Here is a 16587-nt window from a genome sequence, read left to right as displayed (position 1 = left end):
TTACTGATTTAAGCAAAATCTTGTCAAAAACGCCCATCTTTATTAACAAAGCTTTTAAGTTATCAACAAAAACGGCGATTTAGCCCGCCATTACTTGCGTGAACGGATAATCCGATTAAATTTGTAGGGCAATTATTAAAAAGTTTAACCAACAATTAATTTAAAAAGTAAACTATGAACAAATCAAATTTAATCGACGCAATGGCAGAGGATGCCGGAATCACTAAAGCAGCTGCAAAAAAAGCGTTGGAGTCTTTCTTAGGAAATGTTGAAGGATCGCTTAAAAGTGGAAACAGAGTTTCTTTAGTAGGATTTGGATCTTGGTCAGTATCTAAGAGAGCTGCTAGAGAAGGAAGAAACCCACAAACAGGAAAAACTATCAAAATCGCTGCTAAAAACGTTGTAAAATTTAAAGCAGGTTCAGATTTATCGGATAGTGTAAACTAATCACATTATATCTTATAATGCTAAAACCCCACCAAGAAGGTGGGGTTTTTTAGTACCCAAAAAGGAAGAATAGACAAAACTATTGGATATTACTAAATTATTACTTAGCTTTAATTGACCAAACCATTTAAAATGATTGGCCTTAAACCAACCAAGGGAGTGTTGCTCGTGGCCGAACCCTCTATCATCGGTGATGTGTCCTTTAACAGATCGGTGGTTCTTTTGGCAGAGCACAATGAGAATGGGTCTGTAGGATTCATCCTCAATAAACCTCTGGAATATTGTCTGCGGGACTTCATACCCGAAATAGACTCAGAATTAAAGGTTTACAACGGCGGTCCAGTGGAACAAGACAATCTCTATTTTATTCATCGTGTTCCAGAATTGATCCCAAACAGTATCGAAATTTCCAATGGAATTTACTGGGGAGGGGACTTCAATACCATCCTAGGAATGCTTCAAAATGACGAATTAAAGGAGGATCAAATCCAATTTTTCCTCGGATATTCGGGTTGGTCCAGTGAGCAATTGGAGGACGAATTAGAGGTAAATAGCTGGGTAATTACCAAAAATGAAGCAAAAAATGACATCATTGGAGGTTGTTGCGAGAACTTTTGGAAGGAAAAAATGCTAGAATTCGGAGGTGACTACGTTCTTTGGTCCAATGCTCCAGAAAATCCCAATCTCAACTAACCCAATCGGGCTTTCGCATTCAACTTGCCCAATAAGTCCTTAGCGACTGCATTTCCATATTCCTTTTTCCTGTATTTAGAAATCGGCTGTATCCCTACAATGGTATTGGTAATGAACATTTCGTCCGCTTTCTGCAATTCGAAAGGCGAAACAGAGGCTTCTTCCAAAATATAATCGGGTAATTGTCCTAAAATCGCAATGAGCTGCTTTCGCAATATTCCATTTAAACAACCATCGGCAAGCGGAGGTGTTTTTATTTTGTAACCATTTACCAAGAATAAATTACCATTAAGGGCTTCAATGACTTGCTTTTTGTCATTCAGCAACAGACAATTTTCATATCCGTTTTCTTGGGCGAATACACTTCCCAAAATATTCACCGAACGGTTATTGGTTTTTAAGGTAGAAAGTAAGCCTGCATTTACGTAGTGATCTTTGAACAACTCAACTTCATAGGGTTTTTCAGCCAGCACATAAAACGGGGTTTCTATAGGTTCTGGTTGAATGAGATAGGATACCTCCTTGGAGGTTGGAGTATACTTTCCTCCCCAGCTTCTCCATACCAAAAGTTTCACACGGTATGCAGCGTTCCCTTCAGATTGTGCTGCTAGAGTCTTCTGAATTTCTTCTTCCAAAAACTCCAATGTAAAATTCATTGGGATTTCCATACGCATAATTCGCATGGAAGCCATGAGACGGAAGTAGTGATCTTCCCAAAAGAAAATTTTACCTGCAGAAACTTTGATGGTTTCGAAAACTGCATCCCCATAATGCAAGCCTCTATTGGTGAAGGACATAGAGGGAGTTTCTTCTGAAAGTAGGGTACCGTTATAATTCAGCATAAAAAAACCGCCTTTATAAATAAGACGGCGCAAAGATACTGTATTCTTGGGTTTCCATTAGGTAGAACCCAAGATATGTTTTAGGTTGGAGACCATATTATCCCACAACATTTTTCCCTCTTCCACCTCATCCTCTTCGGCAAAGTCGGTCACCATTAAGGATACGTCTTTCGTTATATCGTCCACCTGAATACGCAATTCGAAATAATAATCGGTATCCTCATCATCTTCCCAACGGAATTTGATACGTTCGCCGCTTTTCTTTCCGAGCAATTGAGCGCGTTCTTCGCTTCCCTCCCAAATGAAGGTGAAAAACTCACCACGGGAGTTCACGTTGTCGGCATACCATTCGCTCATGCCAGAAGGGGTAGATATATACTGATATAGAAGGGATGGAGAAGCCAGAATTGGAAACTCCATTTCGTACTTTATTTTTTCGTCCATGTGGTAGATTTCAGTTAGCTAATGCCCAATATAGATATTAATTTGAAACTTAAAAAGAAAGGGATTGAAATTTTTTCGAGTCATCGGTAAACAACAAAAAACACCTCCCTTCTGCATTTTCTGATTTAAAAATTAGAGGGCGAAATGGAAAAAATGTTACCAAATGCACATAACTTTTTTCTTTCCGAAATCCAGTGAAAGAAAAATACCCTAAAACATTTGTCCTTTTGTTTAGGTAGCGGGTGGATAATTTAGTCCTGTTAGAATTCATCCTCGCTCATCTGTAAAACATGACGCCGGTCATAGTAAAATGATCGGGGCATGCCTAGATTTGAATCAAAACTACAGCCATGAAACGTATATTACTACCCACAGACTTTTCGGATAATTCAAAAAACGCTATTGATTATGCCTTACAATTCTTTAAAGGGCATCCTTGCCATTTCATATTCTTGAATGTGCAAAAACCCTCGGAGTTCTTATTGGATGATTTTTATACGGCTCCAGCCACAGCTACGATCAATGAAACAGTCCTTAAAGACAACAAAAAGGAATTGGAGCTACTGCTTATAGACTGCAGGGAGAAATATCCTTCCAGACTTTTTTCTTTCGATAGCATTACCGATTATGACACCCTTACCGATTCGATTTCCCAAGTGGTGAAAGCCGAGCATATCGATCTTATCATTATGGGATCCAACGGAGCTACCGGCGCTAACGAAGTAATATTTGGGAGTAATACGCTTAAAGTGATTCACAAGGTAGATTGTCCTGTACTCGTAATCCCTGAAGGGTATTCGTATATACCTATAAAAACGTTACTCTTCTCAACACATAATCAAGAGTTCTATCCCGACGGGATGCAAACCCTAAAGAGTATCATCGATTTGAAAAAACCGAAGGTAACCGTGCTCGATATTCAGGATGGCAACAAGGAATACGATCCAGACGATGAACTCGCTTCTTTGGAATTATTTTTAGAACGGAAACTGGATGACTACTACATATTGGAACATATCCCTGTCGCGATAGCAATAGACGCCTTTACCCAATTGCATCCGGTTCAGCTTCACGCTCTGTTTGTAGAACGCAAAAGCTTCCTGAGTCGTTTCATTTTTGGATCTACCACTTCAGAAATAAGTTACGAAAGCAGAGTTCCCCTACTCGTGTTGCATTCTTAAAAGGTTAAAAAAACGAACTGGGCTTCTCGATACAGTTTTTCGTTGAAAAACCACTCGAAGTCCTTCCTTCTAGGAAAGGTCGCCGAGTGATTTTGACGTAGTCAAAATTGTATCGGGGTGCTCTTGTAGCAACAACTACTTACGCTCAAAAATATCAACGCTGCTTGCGGGACCAAACAAAAAGAAAGATCAAGGCGATGATGATCATGGCTGCCAATGCTGCACCCAAGAAGTAATCTTCCCGCATAGAATCATCCTGAAATAAAAGGATCGGTATGTGTATCGCATTATTCATTTGTAGATAGGTTTAAGAGGTTACCAATTCGCAAGCGGCCACTTTGCCAGCTTCCCAGGCATCTAAGTTTTTTATGGTTCTTTGGGCTATGTTTTTTAAGGCTTCACGCGTGGCAAAAGCCTGATGCGGTGTAAGAAGTACTTTGGGATGATTCAACAACCGCAACAATTGGGGATCTTCCAAATAGGGACCATCGGAGTGATCATAGAAGAAAATCCCGCTTTCCTTTTCATAAACATCGGTGACATAACCCGATACCTGTCCTTCGTCCAAAGCCCTAAGTATATCCTTTGTTTTTACAATGGCCCCGCGTGCAATGTTTACAATGAGTGGACGGTGTTCCAGCGAATTCAAAAAAGATTCATCGATGAGATGATATGTCTCCGTAGTCAATGGAAGGCACACAAAAAGAATATCTACCGTACGGCACAAGGCTTCTTTTGAAATATAATCCACATCATATTGTGACTGCAAGGTTTCATCTATGACGGTATCATTGGCATATAGGGAACAGCCAAAGCCGTACATAATTTTGGTAAGCACGCTCCCAATTCTACCCGTACCCATAACACCCACCTTCTTATTGTGGATGTCCATGCCTACTAACTGATCCAAAGAAAAGTTGTTTCTACGAATCTGTTGCTGCGACTTTACGATTCTTCGGTTAAAGGACTGTAGAAGGGCCACACCATGTTCGGCTATGGCATGGGGAGAATAATCGGGTGCATTGGCGACCTTAAACTTCAGTTTCCTCGCCATGGCAACATTGATATTATCATGTCCGGCCGATCGTAAGGTGATGTACTTAACACCAAAATCCTTCAGCTTTTCCAATACAATGGGGGAAGCATCATCTGCGGAGAAAATGGAAATGGCCTTATGACCCAACGCCTTCATGGCCGTTTCGCTGGTAAGTCGGTCCGCTACATAGGTGAGATTATGAATGCCATTATTGGCCTTATCCAAAAACGGTCGTTCAAACTCTTTGGCACTGTAGACCAGTACTTTCATAAGTTTACGATTAAAAGTTGGCGATCCTCTAAGGAACGTACCAGGGTTTTCACATAGTCTCTTATACTTCGGTCCCTATTGAGGCCTTCTACGATGTCGATATTCCCGCTCCATAGTAGTTCCCGTTCCTTTTCTGGACAGATACAATAGAGGCTCGTCTGTGCATGGTAAAGTGTATAGGCTTGATATTCGTTATGGAATTGGGACGCATCTTGAGATTGATAATAATCCTCCCGAAAGGAGTTAAAGGAATTATCGAAGTTTCTGAGTGCCTGCATGAGGGTTACTTTATCCTCCGAACCAATGATTTTAGAGAATAGAATGGCATCGAACCCAGCTTCTAATAGTTGTTGTTCTATTTCATTGAGCTCAGCTTCCGACTTTCGTTCGTCGGCAAAGGAGGATTCGAAAAAATCGATACTCCGTACTGCAATTACATTTTCCTTTTTCAATTGGTCGGCCAACTGTTCCTCAAACTGCATTCTAAGTTCTTTGTCTTCGGCCAAACCGATGACAAGTACTTTATTGGCTTCAAAATTAACGGCTTCCTCACTTTTCCATTCGTTTACCAATTTGCTGGAGGAACAACCCAAAAATAGAAAAGCGATCAGGGTGGTGAATAATAAGGGTTTCATAATAAAAGGTTTTGGGTTACTATTAAATTGCGATGGTTAGCCGGAAATCTGTTTCCTTTTTTTCTTTTTCATGATTTGTTGAATGAGAAGAAAGATCTTTCTCTTCGTCTCTTTATAGTTGTTCAGGTAGCTTAGCACTTCCATTTTGAGAAAATAATGGGCTTCCTTGAATTGTTTCTCTTCCTGAATCTGGTCCACACCATCTACCAGGATTTCCAATCGATTGCTGTGTTTAAGTACATCATCAAATAATCCATCGACCTCTTTTTCCTCTTTGTACAGTTCGCTAATAAGTTCTTGGCTTTCTTTTCTTATTTCTTTTGAAATGAGCTCTAGGGTGTGATTTGCAATAAGCTGATTAAGGAACCTCTGCTCTACTTTGATGAATTCCAATTCGGATTTCCATTCCAAAGTGGCTTCATGAAGCTCGTCCGGGCTGCTCCATTCTACAAATCGATAGGCTTGTTTTGCTTTTTTCATGATTTTGGCATTAAAAAATGGCGGAAGACATCTCCTCAGCGCCGTTCCGCCATGTAAGGTCAAACTATCTCGATTACTTTTTTGGATGGTGATTGAAGTTCTTCGTTTTTCAGAAGATGCAACTTTAGGATTCCATCTTTATAGGTAGCTTGTACCTCCTTGTCTCGGTTCACCGAACTGGGGAGTCTCATTCTTCTATCGAATTCTTGATAACTGAATTCTTTGCGGGTATACCCCTCGTCTCCTTCTTCGGTTTCCTCACTTTTCTTTTTTGCACATACATGCAGGAATTCATTTTCCATGGTCACCTCGATATCCTCTTTTGAAAAACCGGGAACAGCAAGCTCGATCTCGAAACTATCGCTGTTCTCCTTCACATTCATTGCCGGTACGTTTCTATCACGAATGAAAAAATCGTCAGCAAAAAAATCGTCGGTATCAAACCAAGGGGAAAGTCCTTCAGATAACCATGGGAACCTTCTTTTGTTGAATTTAATTAGTGACATAATACGAAGCGATTTATGATTATTAATATGCAGATTAAAGGTACGCTTCGGCGCACATGACCGAAATGATAATTATCAGCTTTACAGTTTTTTAAGGGCTACATTTTGCAGTTCCAATCAAACTAGGATCTTAACTATGTCGTACAGCTGTGGCATCGTGGTTCGCCATCCATGAATATCCTGGATTTTCGATCTAAGTACATCTCTTGCTGTGGCTTCTCCATGAATAAGAAACACTTCTTCCGGGATGTTTTTAATATCCCCTATCCAATATAAAATACCCTCTTGATCTGCATGCGAAGAAAGCCCCTCTATATGATGTACTTTCGCTTGTACGGGCATGTACTTTCCAAAGAATTTTACCTCGTGAGCGCCTTCCAAAAGTTGTCGGCCCCGAGTACCTTCCGATTGGTATCCTACCAACAAGACGGTGGTAGAGGGTTCATCTATGAGTTGCTTCAAATACGTCAATACCCGACCCCCCGTAATCATTCCGCTACCTGCTATGACCACCTTAGGCCGAGGATCGTCTATCGTTTCCCACGTCTCTTTGTAGGAGGAAACCGTAGTCATTCTGCGATCCATATTGCGTAGATCTGAAGGCGAAAGTTTATGCCAACTTGGAAATCGCTGAAACACATCGAATACATTATCTCCCATGGGGCTGTCTATAAAAACAGGGATGTTGGGAATGTTGTTTTTTCGGTATAAGGACCAAAACAAGAACATAAGCGTCTGCAAACGTTCCACGGCAAAGGATGGAATAATGAGCGCTCCTCGGTTGTGAAGGGTCTCCATAACCAAGTCGGACAACTTTTCGAAGACATCCTCCTTGGGATGTAATTTGTTGCCATAGGTACTTTCTAAAAAGAGATAATCGGCCCATTGGGGTTTCTCTGGGGCTCGTAATAGAAAATCGTCATTCCGACCAATGTCGCCAGAAAAGACGAATATTTTCCCATAAATGTCGATTTCGATAAAGGTGGAGCCTATGATATGTCCATTATAGCGAAATCGAACCTTGATTTCATCGAAAAGATAAAGCCACTCATCTTTTTCAATGGCCTTGAAATACCCCAGGGTTGTTTCAGCCTCCATTTTTGCGTAAAAAGGAAGGGCTGGGTAGTGTTTGGAATAGCCTTCGGTATTGGCTTTTTCGGCTTCTTCTTCGTGGATTTTAGCACTGTCTTTTATAATGATCTCGGCAATAGACAAGGTAGGAGCCGTTCCCCAAATCTCGCCCCTAAAACCCTGCCTTACAAGTCTTGGCAAGTATCCTACATGATCCAAATGCCCATGCGTCAATAAAACATAATCGATATTGGGAACAGGATATGAAAGATCCTTCCAGTTCTGTTCGCGTAGTTCCTTTAAGCCCTGAAATAGACCACAATCGACCAAGATAGTACCTTTGGGGGTTTCCAATAAAAATTTGGAACCTGTTACAGTACCCGAAGCTCCCAGAAAATGCACTTTTACCGTTCTCATATTAATGTATTGTACATAACAGCTTTACTTCATCGAGGATTCGTTGCTTCCTACTTTCCGAAATCCCCAAATGATCCAAGTAAAAATGATCGTTGATCAATTGACGGCACAATACAACATCACGGCTTAGTAGAAATTGTTTCTCCCTTTTAGTGAGTAAGGTAGAAACGGTAATAGGATACAATCCCAGTCGATCGATGCGATCCTTTAAACCGTCATTCTCTGGATAATCCCAACTTATGAGTTGAAGACCCGCACAATTGCCATACGTCCGCGCATCCTTGGTAAAACGTGTATTGGTAACGACCCAGCATTCTGAAGGAGCCTTGTCCTCTCCATGGCCCTTAAAGCTTAACAAAATGTCTTGGTAGCGGGAATTTATGTATAAGGGAACCTTGACGTCTGACTTGTTCCCCGGATCTCCATGGAACTTACATTCTACCAAAGTCGTTTGTCCATTTTTCTTGGCTACGATATCTACTTCATGCGTAACACACTTTCCCGGCACAAATATGTTTACTGAAGTATCATATCCCGAATAATAAAGAATAGCAGCCACAAAGCGCTCGAATGGAAAGCCCGTAGGGCCTAATTCATAAATGGCCCGCTTCAATTTATAGCGGGAAGCGTAACTGGATTTTTTCTTTTTGAGTAGTGAAAAGGCCCGATGATAAATTTCCTTGGTGGAAATGCCTTGATAAAGTTCGTCCCTAACCACGTCAATAATCCCTTCTACAGTTTCATGGTCGGCGCCACTTCGTTGAAGGGATTTCCTTAGCTTCTCGAAAGAGAATTGCCCCTTCTCTCCAGAAGACTTAATAATTTCTATATCATGAGGTTCCATAACACGATTTATGGAATGGCATTTTTGCCTTCGAAATAGTCACGAACCCAAGCTTTCATTTGATTTTCGGTCATACTATCGGCCTTGCACAATGCTTTTACCTTGGCAGCAATCCCTTTATGGGAATGTTCTAGTTCCTTGATGAATTTCTGTCCCGTTTCGGCGGGGCCAAATACAACGATCGCATCTGCCTCATGCAAATATTCGCAAATACGATCAAAGTACATCTTCATTTGGTGCTTTTCACGCTCTAGGTATTTACTATCCTGAACAACATCCTGCGGCCCGCCTTTAAATCGGGTACCCGATCCTCCATGAGGACGAAAACTTTCAATCTCAGAATCTATTCTTTTCACTTTTTGTTCCCGCTCGCCTTCCTGTGAAATGATGTAAGCTTCTTTCTTATCGAGCCATATTCCTACCTGTTTCATGATCGTGGTATTTTAGTTTCGTAAGTCGTGCATGGCCAATATGGGGATTTCGGAATCGACACCGATCTTTTTCACCATGGGCTGGTTGAATACCGTATTGAAAAATGTGTGCTTCTTATTTATAAAGGCAATCATTTCGCTTTCTCTACTCTGTACAAAAAGACGTAAGGCTACATGAATGCTTGTATTTTCCAGAGTGTGGAAGGAGTACTCCAAGCCTTCGAAATACTCTTCTAACAGGGCCTTATAGTTTTTCTGTTCCTCGTCCAATTCTAATTCCTGACGTACATGTAATACACGAATAGGTGCATTGGTAATGCGAGCAATTTCAATTAGGTATTGCAACTCCCTTCTTTTAAAATGGGTACGGAAGCTTGTTGGGAACACAATTTCATTCGGTTCTGAAAACAGAATCCCTGGGGGAATAGCCATTACAGGACAATTCCGGATTTTCTCCATCGCCATAACGGCATTGCTTCCAAAAGCAACATTGAGGCTATCTGTTTTCCCTTTGGTACCCATGACCACCAAATCGATATCCTTCCTCTCAATCACATCTTTCATGGCCGGAATCAAGTTTTTTTCACTGGAAAGATAGTAGTACACGTGTTCTGGCGATTCGTCCCGGAACGAAATGCGTTGAGAGATTTTCTTCAACTCATTTTCCGATTTTTCTAGAAGAGCCTGTCGATGTTTACTTTTTGAGAATGGAGAGGAAGCCAATTCTTCTGCCGTGTATTGGTCTAGATCGTAACAATTGAGAATATAAATGTCACACTCCTCATTTTTGAAAAGTTCCAACGCATAGCAAATAGCGCCCCAAGCATTCCTTGAGAAATCTGTCGGGATTAATATCTTTTTTTTCATGGCAAATTCGTTTATCGTTCACAGGGTAAATGTATCTTCCTTCTTCATTAAAAACCATGATATTGGTCACTTGGAAGCAGGAATCATAAAAAAGGGAATGCTAGGGTGTAGTCCTACTTTTTTCACAATGGATTCCCGGAAAAGACTCTTCAGGAATCCGTGTTTGTAGTAGATCATAACCAATACGTCTATATTATTATCGTAAACATGGTCTGTAATCACTTCCGTTTTACTGAAACCCCGCCGTAACCAATACACATCATGTGTAACCGAGTCCAACTGATGGCGAAGCTTGGACAAATGTTCCTTTTGATCCAGTTCCAGTTTGTCCTCCATCATAACATGAAGAATCTGCAATGCTCCTTCGTCCAGAGCAACCAATTGCAATAAAGGAGCAAGTTCTTTCTCGGTATATGGGAACTTAAAACCCGTAGCAAAAGCAATGTGCTTTAACGGTCTGTAATCCATGTGTTCCGGAATGACCATAAGCGGAGCGCCTTTTATTTTTTTAATAATACGCACTGTGTTGCTACCCAAGAGCACCTCTTTCGCTCCGGTTTGTCCTTTGGTTCCCATAATGACAAAGTCGATGTCCATTCCCTTTATCAGATAGTTCACCTCCTTTGGAAGTCTTTTGGAGGAAGCAATCGTTTCGAATTCATGTCCTTTTCCTTCGGCATCCATCGTAATGGAATGCTTTAACTCTGTCAACTTCGTTTCTGCACTGGCAAAAAGTTCGTCGATCACTTCTTCGGACTTTCCAATGTCTACCCTACTAGTTAGGCGGGACACCTCACTCTCGAAAGAATGAAGTAGGTAGAACTTACAGGGCTCCTTACCAAATAACTGTGTGGCGTATAACAATGCATTGTACGCATTATTTGAAAAATCGGTGGGTATCAATATATTTTTCATGGCTGAAAAGTTTATGAATGAATCCGCTCTTCGGAAGGAATTACCATGAACGGAACTTTGGTATGGTACACAAGCTCATTGATAACGGGTTTGAACAGCAAGTTTTCGAAGAAGGAATGCTTGTTATGAACCATGACCAGAAAATTGATCTTATGCTTTACCTGAAACTCTTCTACAGCTTCAACAACATCTACCCCCTCGGCAGTATGGAAAACATGAGCCACATTCCTGAAGTACGCGTCTAGAAAGCTTTTCTTATCCTCCTGACTGTTATCCAAAGGTGTTCCGTGGTAGGCATTAAGAATATTGGTTCTAGACACATGCATCTCTGAAATGTCCTTCAGCAACGAAAGAAATCGGTTTTCCCGATCGAACTTGAAATCGGTAGCAAACAAGATCTCCTTAGGCACTTCATAATGAAAACTCGCAGGTACAGCGATTACAGGACACTCCACCCGCTTTATGGTATGCATGGTCTGAGTCCCTAAAAACACTTCTTTGGCCCCAGTGGCTCCAGTGGTTCCCATAACCACCAAATCGATATTATGATTTGCAACAAGTTCATTGATCTCAGCAGCTAACATATTGAAAGCCGAAAGTTTCACATAGATATGTTCGGGATCCACAAACTCACTTTTTATTCGTTCCTCAACTTCATCCAACCCCTGTCGTGAATTGGCCGACGCCATTTTTTCCAATTCCAAGGCCGAATAGCTGTTGATCATATTCACCCCTACATAATAAGAGGCAGGCGTATAGGTATTGAGTAGGTAAAAGGTGCAGGGAGATCCCTTAAAGAGCTGAACAGCATAACGAATGGCGTTGTAGGCATTCTCGGAGAAATCGGTGGGTAAAATGACTCTTTTCATGATTTTCTGATTTTTTTGAGGTTATCTGGGTAAGTTTTGCAAGATGAGGAAGGGTATTTTCACATTAAGTCCCATAGCATCTATGGTTGAATCTTGTAAAAGACTTTCCATATAGGAATGTCGTGAATTCACCATGACCAGAAGATTAATGGTATCATCCTCTATAGTGCGGTTAATCGTTTCCGTAAGATTTGTCCCTACCATATAGGCATGGGACACCTTGTTGGGCTCCAGGCAACAATCTAAAAAGCGTTTATTGTCCTCCTGACGATGCGATAGCACTTTGGATCTAGACAGGTAAAGGAACTGTACCTGAGCTGCGAAATTGGCCGTAAGTGTGTTCAGTAATTTTAACTCCCTACGCTTATAGGGCACTATATAATCGGTTGGGAACAGCACATTTTGGGGAGGGTTTTTATGATAGGCCACCGGCACCATTAATACAGGACATTTCACATATTTGGCTACCTGCAGCGCCTGACTTCCAAACGTTATGTCCCTATTATCCGTCTTTCCTTTGGTCCCCATAATAATCAAATCCAAATCTTCCTTATTGGCCATATCATTACAGGTATCTACCAAAGAGGCAAATACTGCTTTGTAGTTGTATTCATGTCTTGGATTGGGTGAAATCTCCAACATTTCTGCGATGACTTTCTGAAGGGATCGATCTATGGCTTCCTTGGTTTTCTCCTTGTAGAGGTCGAAAAATTCCCTAGACATCTCCATCGTATTGGCATACACCTCATCGGCAAAACAATGCACCACTAGAAACTCACTTTTTTGATATTTAAGCAGCTCCATGGCATACCGAATGGCGTTAAAGGCATTTTCTGAAAAGTCGGTTGGAATAAGTACCCGTATCATTTTTCGATGTTTAGGTTATACTCCAAAAGTATGAGTGGTAAAGCTGATAAAAAATGATATTCCTCAGGTGGAATGAGTTGAAATAAAGGGACTATTCGTGCAACACCAAAAATGGAATCTTGGTGTGATAGCTTATTTTTTCGGCCGAAGATCGAAATAAAAGGCGTTGGAAAAAATTGATGTTTTTAGCCACCATGGCAATTAATTGCACGTTGCTATCCTCAACGAAATTGGCCAATCCATCCTCTATGGGTCCGTTGGGCCGAAAGTGGAATTGATGGGGTCTGCCTTCCAAAAAATCCATCAAGAAATTCATGTGCTCCAATTGTTCGTCACTCAGTGCTTTTTCTTCATCGGTGAGATGAAGGATATGCAAGGTAGGTTGGTGTTGTTCCAAGATTTCTGCTAGGGTTAACAGTATCTTGTTTTTATAATAACTATGAAAATCTGTGGGAAGCGCTATATCCTTAAGACCAGCAAACTCTGCACGTTCGGGAACAATGAGTATGGGACATTTCACTCGGGCAATGACCTCCCCGGTTCGGCTCCCCACGGTTACTTCTTTTAATCCACTGGCCCCTTTAGTCCCCATAAGGATAAAGTCGATGCCCTTATCAGTCACTTCTTGTTTTATTCCTTCAATAAAAAACGAATGCCTAAGAAGGGTATGGAAATGATGTCGTGTTTTGGGAAATGTTTCATGTATCCTTTCCAAAGTACTGGCCAACCGGTCACCGCTGGTAATAGCACTGGTAGGTGCTAAAAAAATACCGTTGGCTACGGTATCCTTGTGTTCCCTATTGAACAAATCTATATGCAGTAAATAAAAGTTAGCCGGTTCTTCCGCAAAAAACTGAATGCCATAGCGAATAGCATTCCATGCGTTCTCAGAAAAATCGGTAGGAACTAATACATTAATCATTTCTATGTTTTATAGAAACAAATGTATTTTGAAGCGTGCCTTGAAAATATGACAAATATCAGTTAACCGATACGGCGCAGTTCTTCTAGTTCTATGATTCGGATATTTCGTCCTTCAATTTCAATAAGGCCCTCTTTCTTGAAACTGGAAAGGGTTCTTATCAAACTTTCGGTTGCTATCCCAGCAACACTGGCAAGGTCATGACGGGATATTTTGATATTTTCTGTGGGCTTTTTGTGCAATACCTCCGCAAATTGAATGATGGTTTGGGCCGTTTTTCTCCTTACAGAACTGTAGGCCATCTGCAAGAGCTGCTCTTTGATTTCCGAAAGATTATTTGTCAAAAGGTTTATAAGTTCTAAAGAAACAGAATTGCTCTGTGCTAAAATATCCTTGATCTCCATCTTGGACATCCCCGCCAGTTCCACATCCTCTAACGCACTAGCCGATTCTTGATAAGGAACATTATCCACGAAAGAAGTAAACCCAAGGAAATCATCGGCCTCATGCAGTGCGGTAATGAGCTCCTTTCCACTTTCGTCCATTCTATGGGTCTTTACGACCCCCTTTAAAATGAGGTATACATAATTGGAATGCTCCCCTTCTTTATAAATATCCTCTCCTCTTTTATATTCGGAAATGGTTCCGTTATCGTCAAAGAAGTTCTTTAGTTCATTTAAGTTTCGGAGTGCATCTTCACTATGCGTTGGTTGTATTTGTTGACCTTCCGCCCGATGTTTGGCAAGGATTTCGGCTTTGGCCAATCGGCTTTCTAAAGCACTTAGTAATTCTTCCTCTTCAAAAGGTTTGGTGAGGTAATCGTCTGCGCCCAAATCCATTCCCTTTCTAATTTCTTTATGCTCCGTTTTGGCAGAAAGAAAAACAAAAGGAGTATACATCGTATCGGCACTGCCGGAAAGGGATTCCAATACTTGGTAGCCGTCCACTTCGGGCATCATGATATCGCAAACTACTATATCGGGGGATTCTGTTTTGGCTTTTTCTATACCCACTCTTCCGTTGGGTGCGGTAACCACCGAATAACCGGAAATCTCTAAAAGCTCTGCGGTATTTTCGCGAAGGGCAGTATCATCTTCAATGATTAGGACTTTCTTCATTTAGGCTTGCTTAGGGGGTTGGAATGGTGATGGTAAAAATACTTCCTTTACCTTCTTCACTGCTAAAGGTAATACTCCCTCCTAGATTCTGCAAGTGACTCTTTACGATATTGAGGCCTATACCCGTTCCTTGGTTGGTCAACACATTAGCAGCGCGGAAATAACGGTTAAAAATGAACTTCTGTTCTTCATTCGGAATCCCAATACCTTGATCTATCACAGCAATATCCAATTCCTTATCCCTAGGAATTACCTTTACTGCTACTTCGGTATGTTCGGGTGAGTACTTAACGGCATTATTTACCAAGTTGGTCAATACCAAAACCAAGATCTTCTCGTCAAAATCTATTTCGATAGCATCAATCTGTTCGGGATATAGGATCTTCTGTCCTTCCTTTAGATGGGTGTTGGCATCGTAAATCACTTCATTGATCACCTTACTCAATGGAAAACTACTGAATTTGTAATTCACCTTTCCACTTTCCAATCGCTCTATGGAAAGGAAGTCATTGATGATATTGTTAAGATACTTTACCTTATTCTGAATGGTCCGTAAGTGCTTTTCTCGTTTCTGCTGTTGCACGGTCTCGGTGTACTTCCCGATTAGGGTGGCCGATGTTAGAATTCCGCTTAACGGGGTTTTGAATTCATGGGAAACCAGGGAAAGGAATTTTGTTTTCAGTTCATTCAGGTCCTTTTCCTTTTCCAAGGCTTCGGTCAACTGACTGGTACGTTCCCTAACGGTACGTTCCAGATTCTCCGTATAGTTTTTACGATCCGTTATATCAGTAACAATGGCCATGACATATCTCCTGCCTTCTACCATGAAAGGGTTAAGTCCTGCTTCAACCGGAAAACTGGTTCCGTCTTTACGAGCACCGTATAGGTCTCGTCCCTTGCCCATTTTTCGTTTATCACTATGCTCCATAAATTTGGAGACATGTCCTTTGTGCTGTTTTCTATAATCTTTCGGAATAAGTGTATCCAAAGGTAGGCCCACCAACTCATTATGCTCATATCCAAACATTTCGGCAGCGGCCCCATTTACCGTCGCAATCTTTTGGTTGGTGTTCACCACTATGATTCCTTCGGAAACCGATTCGAAAATGGTTTCAAAAACTTCAGAAAACTTATCCTTGAAAAATTCCATTACCCAAAAGTACGTATTCCCTATAGATTTCGGAAGCTGATAAATGTCATAGTATTCATTTGTTACGGTAAGTACCTTGCCTCCGAAAAATGAAAGAATCATGACTACGGAAGAACTTCAATTATCGTTTTATCAGGAAATCGGACAACTATTCTACGCAGTAGCTGCAGCGGATAAAGTAGTGCGAAAATCGGAATACGATGCCCTTCGCAAGATCGTGAAGGACGAATGGATGTCTCTAGATTACTATAAGGATAGTTTTGGAGCGGATGCCGCTTTCCAAATAGAGGTAGTGTTCGATTGGTTCGACTACGAACAAATGAATGCCAACGAATGCTTTAAAAGTTTCCGTGAGTTTTATAAGGACTATAAAGAACTATTTACGCCAGAGAGAAAACAACTTATTATAAAAACGGCTCACGCTATTGCCGGAGCATTTGCTGGAAAGAATAAATCGGAACTCATTTTACTTACAAAACTTACCCTTTTGTTTAAGGAAAAGTGAGCCCTAACCTACTTAAGGGGTGACTTTTGTTTGGATGTAGTTTTCAAACTTCGGAAAAGGTGCGTTTCATGATGAAC

The 16587-nt window shown here is 41.1% G+C and carries 21 protein-coding genes; 4 read left to right on the top strand and 17 right to left on the bottom strand.

Features of this window, described 5'->3' with window-relative positions; all coding sequences use genetic code 11:
• Nucleotides 1-174 precede the first annotated feature (174 nt).
• Together POV27_RS06990 and POV27_RS06985 are read left to right on the top strand one after the other, a co-directional pair.
• Entirely contained in the window at nucleotides 175-447 is a 273-nt protein-coding gene (locus POV27_RS06990; RefSeq protein WP_272862029.1) for an HU family DNA-binding protein, read from the top strand.
• Nucleotides 448-579: 132 nt separating this feature from the next.
• Nucleotides 580-1140 carry a YqgE/AlgH family protein gene (locus tag POV27_RS06985; RefSeq protein WP_272862028.1) on the top strand — a complete coding sequence of 187 codons (561 nt, stop codon included), beginning with the start codon at nucleotides 580-582 and terminating at the stop codon, nucleotides 1138-1140.
• On the opposite strand, the gene POV27_RS06980 is transcribed toward POV27_RS06985, so the two are convergent.
• Together POV27_RS06980 and POV27_RS06975 are read right to left on the bottom strand one after the other, a co-directional pair.
• Nucleotides 1137-1982, bottom strand: coding sequence for an aminotransferase class IV (locus POV27_RS06980; RefSeq protein WP_272862027.1), 846 nt, complete (start codon nucleotides 1980-1982; stop codon nucleotides 1137-1139). The genes POV27_RS06985 and POV27_RS06980 overlap by 4 nt on opposite strands.
• Nucleotides 1983-2039: 57 nt before the next feature.
• On the bottom strand, nucleotides 2040-2426 hold the full coding sequence (locus POV27_RS06975) for an START-like domain-containing protein (protein ID WP_272862026.1): 387 nt from the start codon (nucleotides 2424-2426) through the stop codon (nucleotides 2040-2042).
• Between the two features lie 350 nt (nucleotides 2427-2776).
• On the opposite strand from POV27_RS06975, the gene POV27_RS06970 reads away from it, so the two are divergent.
• Complete coding sequence (locus tag POV27_RS06970; RefSeq protein WP_272862025.1) at nucleotides 2777-3607, top strand: universal stress protein; 831 nt, start codon at nucleotides 2777-2779, stop codon at nucleotides 3605-3607.
• Between the two features lie 154 nt (nucleotides 3608-3761).
• Here POV27_RS06970 and POV27_RS06965 read toward each other — a convergent pair whose 3' ends face one another.
• From POV27_RS06965 to POV27_RS06895, 15 genes are all read right to left on the bottom strand, one after another.
• Complete coding sequence (locus tag POV27_RS06965) at nucleotides 3762-3902, bottom strand: hypothetical protein (RefSeq protein WP_272862024.1); 141 nt, start codon at nucleotides 3900-3902, stop codon at nucleotides 3762-3764.
• Nucleotides 3903-3914: 12 nt separating this feature from the next.
• Nucleotides 3915-4913: an NAD(P)-dependent oxidoreductase gene (locus POV27_RS06960; RefSeq protein ID WP_272862023.1), complete on the bottom strand. Its 999-nt coding sequence runs from the start codon at nucleotides 4911-4913 to the stop codon at nucleotides 3915-3917.
• Complete coding sequence (locus tag POV27_RS06955; protein WP_272862022.1) at nucleotides 4910-5548, bottom strand: hypothetical protein; 639 nt, start codon at nucleotides 5546-5548, stop codon at nucleotides 4910-4912. The genes POV27_RS06960 and POV27_RS06955 overlap by 4 nt, the downstream gene beginning before the upstream one ends.
• A gap of 36 nt (nucleotides 5549-5584) precedes the next feature.
• Nucleotides 5585-6028 (bottom strand): hypothetical protein, encoded by a 444-nt coding sequence (locus tag POV27_RS06950; protein ID WP_272862021.1) that lies wholly within the window; start codon nucleotides 6026-6028, stop codon nucleotides 5585-5587.
• A gap of 59 nt (nucleotides 6029-6087) precedes the next feature.
• Nucleotides 6088-6534, bottom strand: a complete 447-nt coding sequence (locus POV27_RS06945; protein ID WP_272862020.1) for an Hsp20/alpha crystallin family protein — start codon at nucleotides 6532-6534, stop codon at nucleotides 6088-6090.
• Between the two features lie 117 nt (nucleotides 6535-6651).
• Complete coding sequence (locus POV27_RS06940) at nucleotides 6652-8022, bottom strand: MBL fold metallo-hydrolase RNA specificity domain-containing protein (RefSeq protein ID WP_272862019.1); 1371 nt, start codon at nucleotides 8020-8022, stop codon at nucleotides 6652-6654.
• Nucleotide 8023: 1 nt separating this feature from the next.
• Nucleotides 8024-8866 (bottom strand): restriction endonuclease, encoded by an 843-nt coding sequence (locus POV27_RS06935; RefSeq protein WP_272862018.1) that lies wholly within the window; start codon nucleotides 8864-8866, stop codon nucleotides 8024-8026.
• Nucleotides 8867-8874: 8 nt separating this feature from the next.
• Nucleotides 8875-9297: a hypothetical protein gene (locus tag POV27_RS06930; RefSeq protein ID WP_272862017.1), complete on the bottom strand. Its 423-nt coding sequence runs from the start codon at nucleotides 9295-9297 to the stop codon at nucleotides 8875-8877.
• A gap of 12 nt (nucleotides 9298-9309) precedes the next feature.
• The gene (locus POV27_RS06925) at nucleotides 9310-10164 is read right to left on the bottom strand and encodes a universal stress protein (protein ID WP_272862016.1); all 855 of its coding nucleotides are present in this window, start codon (nucleotides 10162-10164) and stop codon (nucleotides 9310-9312) included.
• 66 nt (nucleotides 10165-10230) lie between these two features.
• The gene (locus POV27_RS06920) at nucleotides 10231-11079 is read right to left on the bottom strand and encodes a universal stress protein (RefSeq protein ID WP_272862015.1); all 849 of its coding nucleotides are present in this window, start codon (nucleotides 11077-11079) and stop codon (nucleotides 10231-10233) included.
• 11 nt (nucleotides 11080-11090) lie between these two features.
• Nucleotides 11091-11948: a universal stress protein gene (locus POV27_RS06915; RefSeq protein ID WP_272862014.1), complete on the bottom strand. Its 858-nt coding sequence runs from the start codon at nucleotides 11946-11948 to the stop codon at nucleotides 11091-11093.
• Nucleotides 11949-11969: 21 nt separating this feature from the next.
• Entirely contained in the window at nucleotides 11970-12815 is an 846-nt protein-coding gene (locus POV27_RS06910) for a universal stress protein (RefSeq protein WP_272862013.1), read from the bottom strand.
• Nucleotides 12816-12906: 91 nt separating this feature from the next.
• Nucleotides 12907-13737: a universal stress protein gene (locus POV27_RS06905; protein WP_272862012.1), complete on the bottom strand. Its 831-nt coding sequence runs from the start codon at nucleotides 13735-13737 to the stop codon at nucleotides 12907-12909.
• A gap of 62 nt (nucleotides 13738-13799) precedes the next feature.
• Nucleotides 13800-14855 (bottom strand): response regulator, encoded by a 1056-nt coding sequence (locus tag POV27_RS06900; RefSeq protein ID WP_272862011.1) that lies wholly within the window; start codon nucleotides 14853-14855, stop codon nucleotides 13800-13802.
• 10 nt (nucleotides 14856-14865) lie between these two features.
• A complete protein-coding gene (locus tag POV27_RS06895; RefSeq protein ID WP_336375831.1) occupies nucleotides 14866-16107 on the bottom strand; it encodes a PAS domain-containing sensor histidine kinase in 1242 nt (413 codons plus the stop codon).
• Here POV27_RS06895 and POV27_RS06890 point away from each other — a divergent pair.
• Nucleotides 16106-16510, top strand: a complete 405-nt coding sequence (locus POV27_RS06890; RefSeq protein WP_272862010.1) for a hypothetical protein — start codon at nucleotides 16106-16108, stop codon at nucleotides 16508-16510. The genes POV27_RS06895 and POV27_RS06890 overlap by 2 nt on opposite strands.
• Nucleotides 16511-16587: the final 77 nt, after the last annotated feature.

Source organism: Aureisphaera galaxeae (genome assembly GCF_028561275.1).
Taxonomy (GTDB): domain Bacteria; phylum Bacteroidota; class Bacteroidia; order Flavobacteriales; family Flavobacteriaceae; genus Aureisphaera; species Aureisphaera galaxeae.
This window is presented reverse-complemented; position numbering and strand designations above follow the sequence as displayed.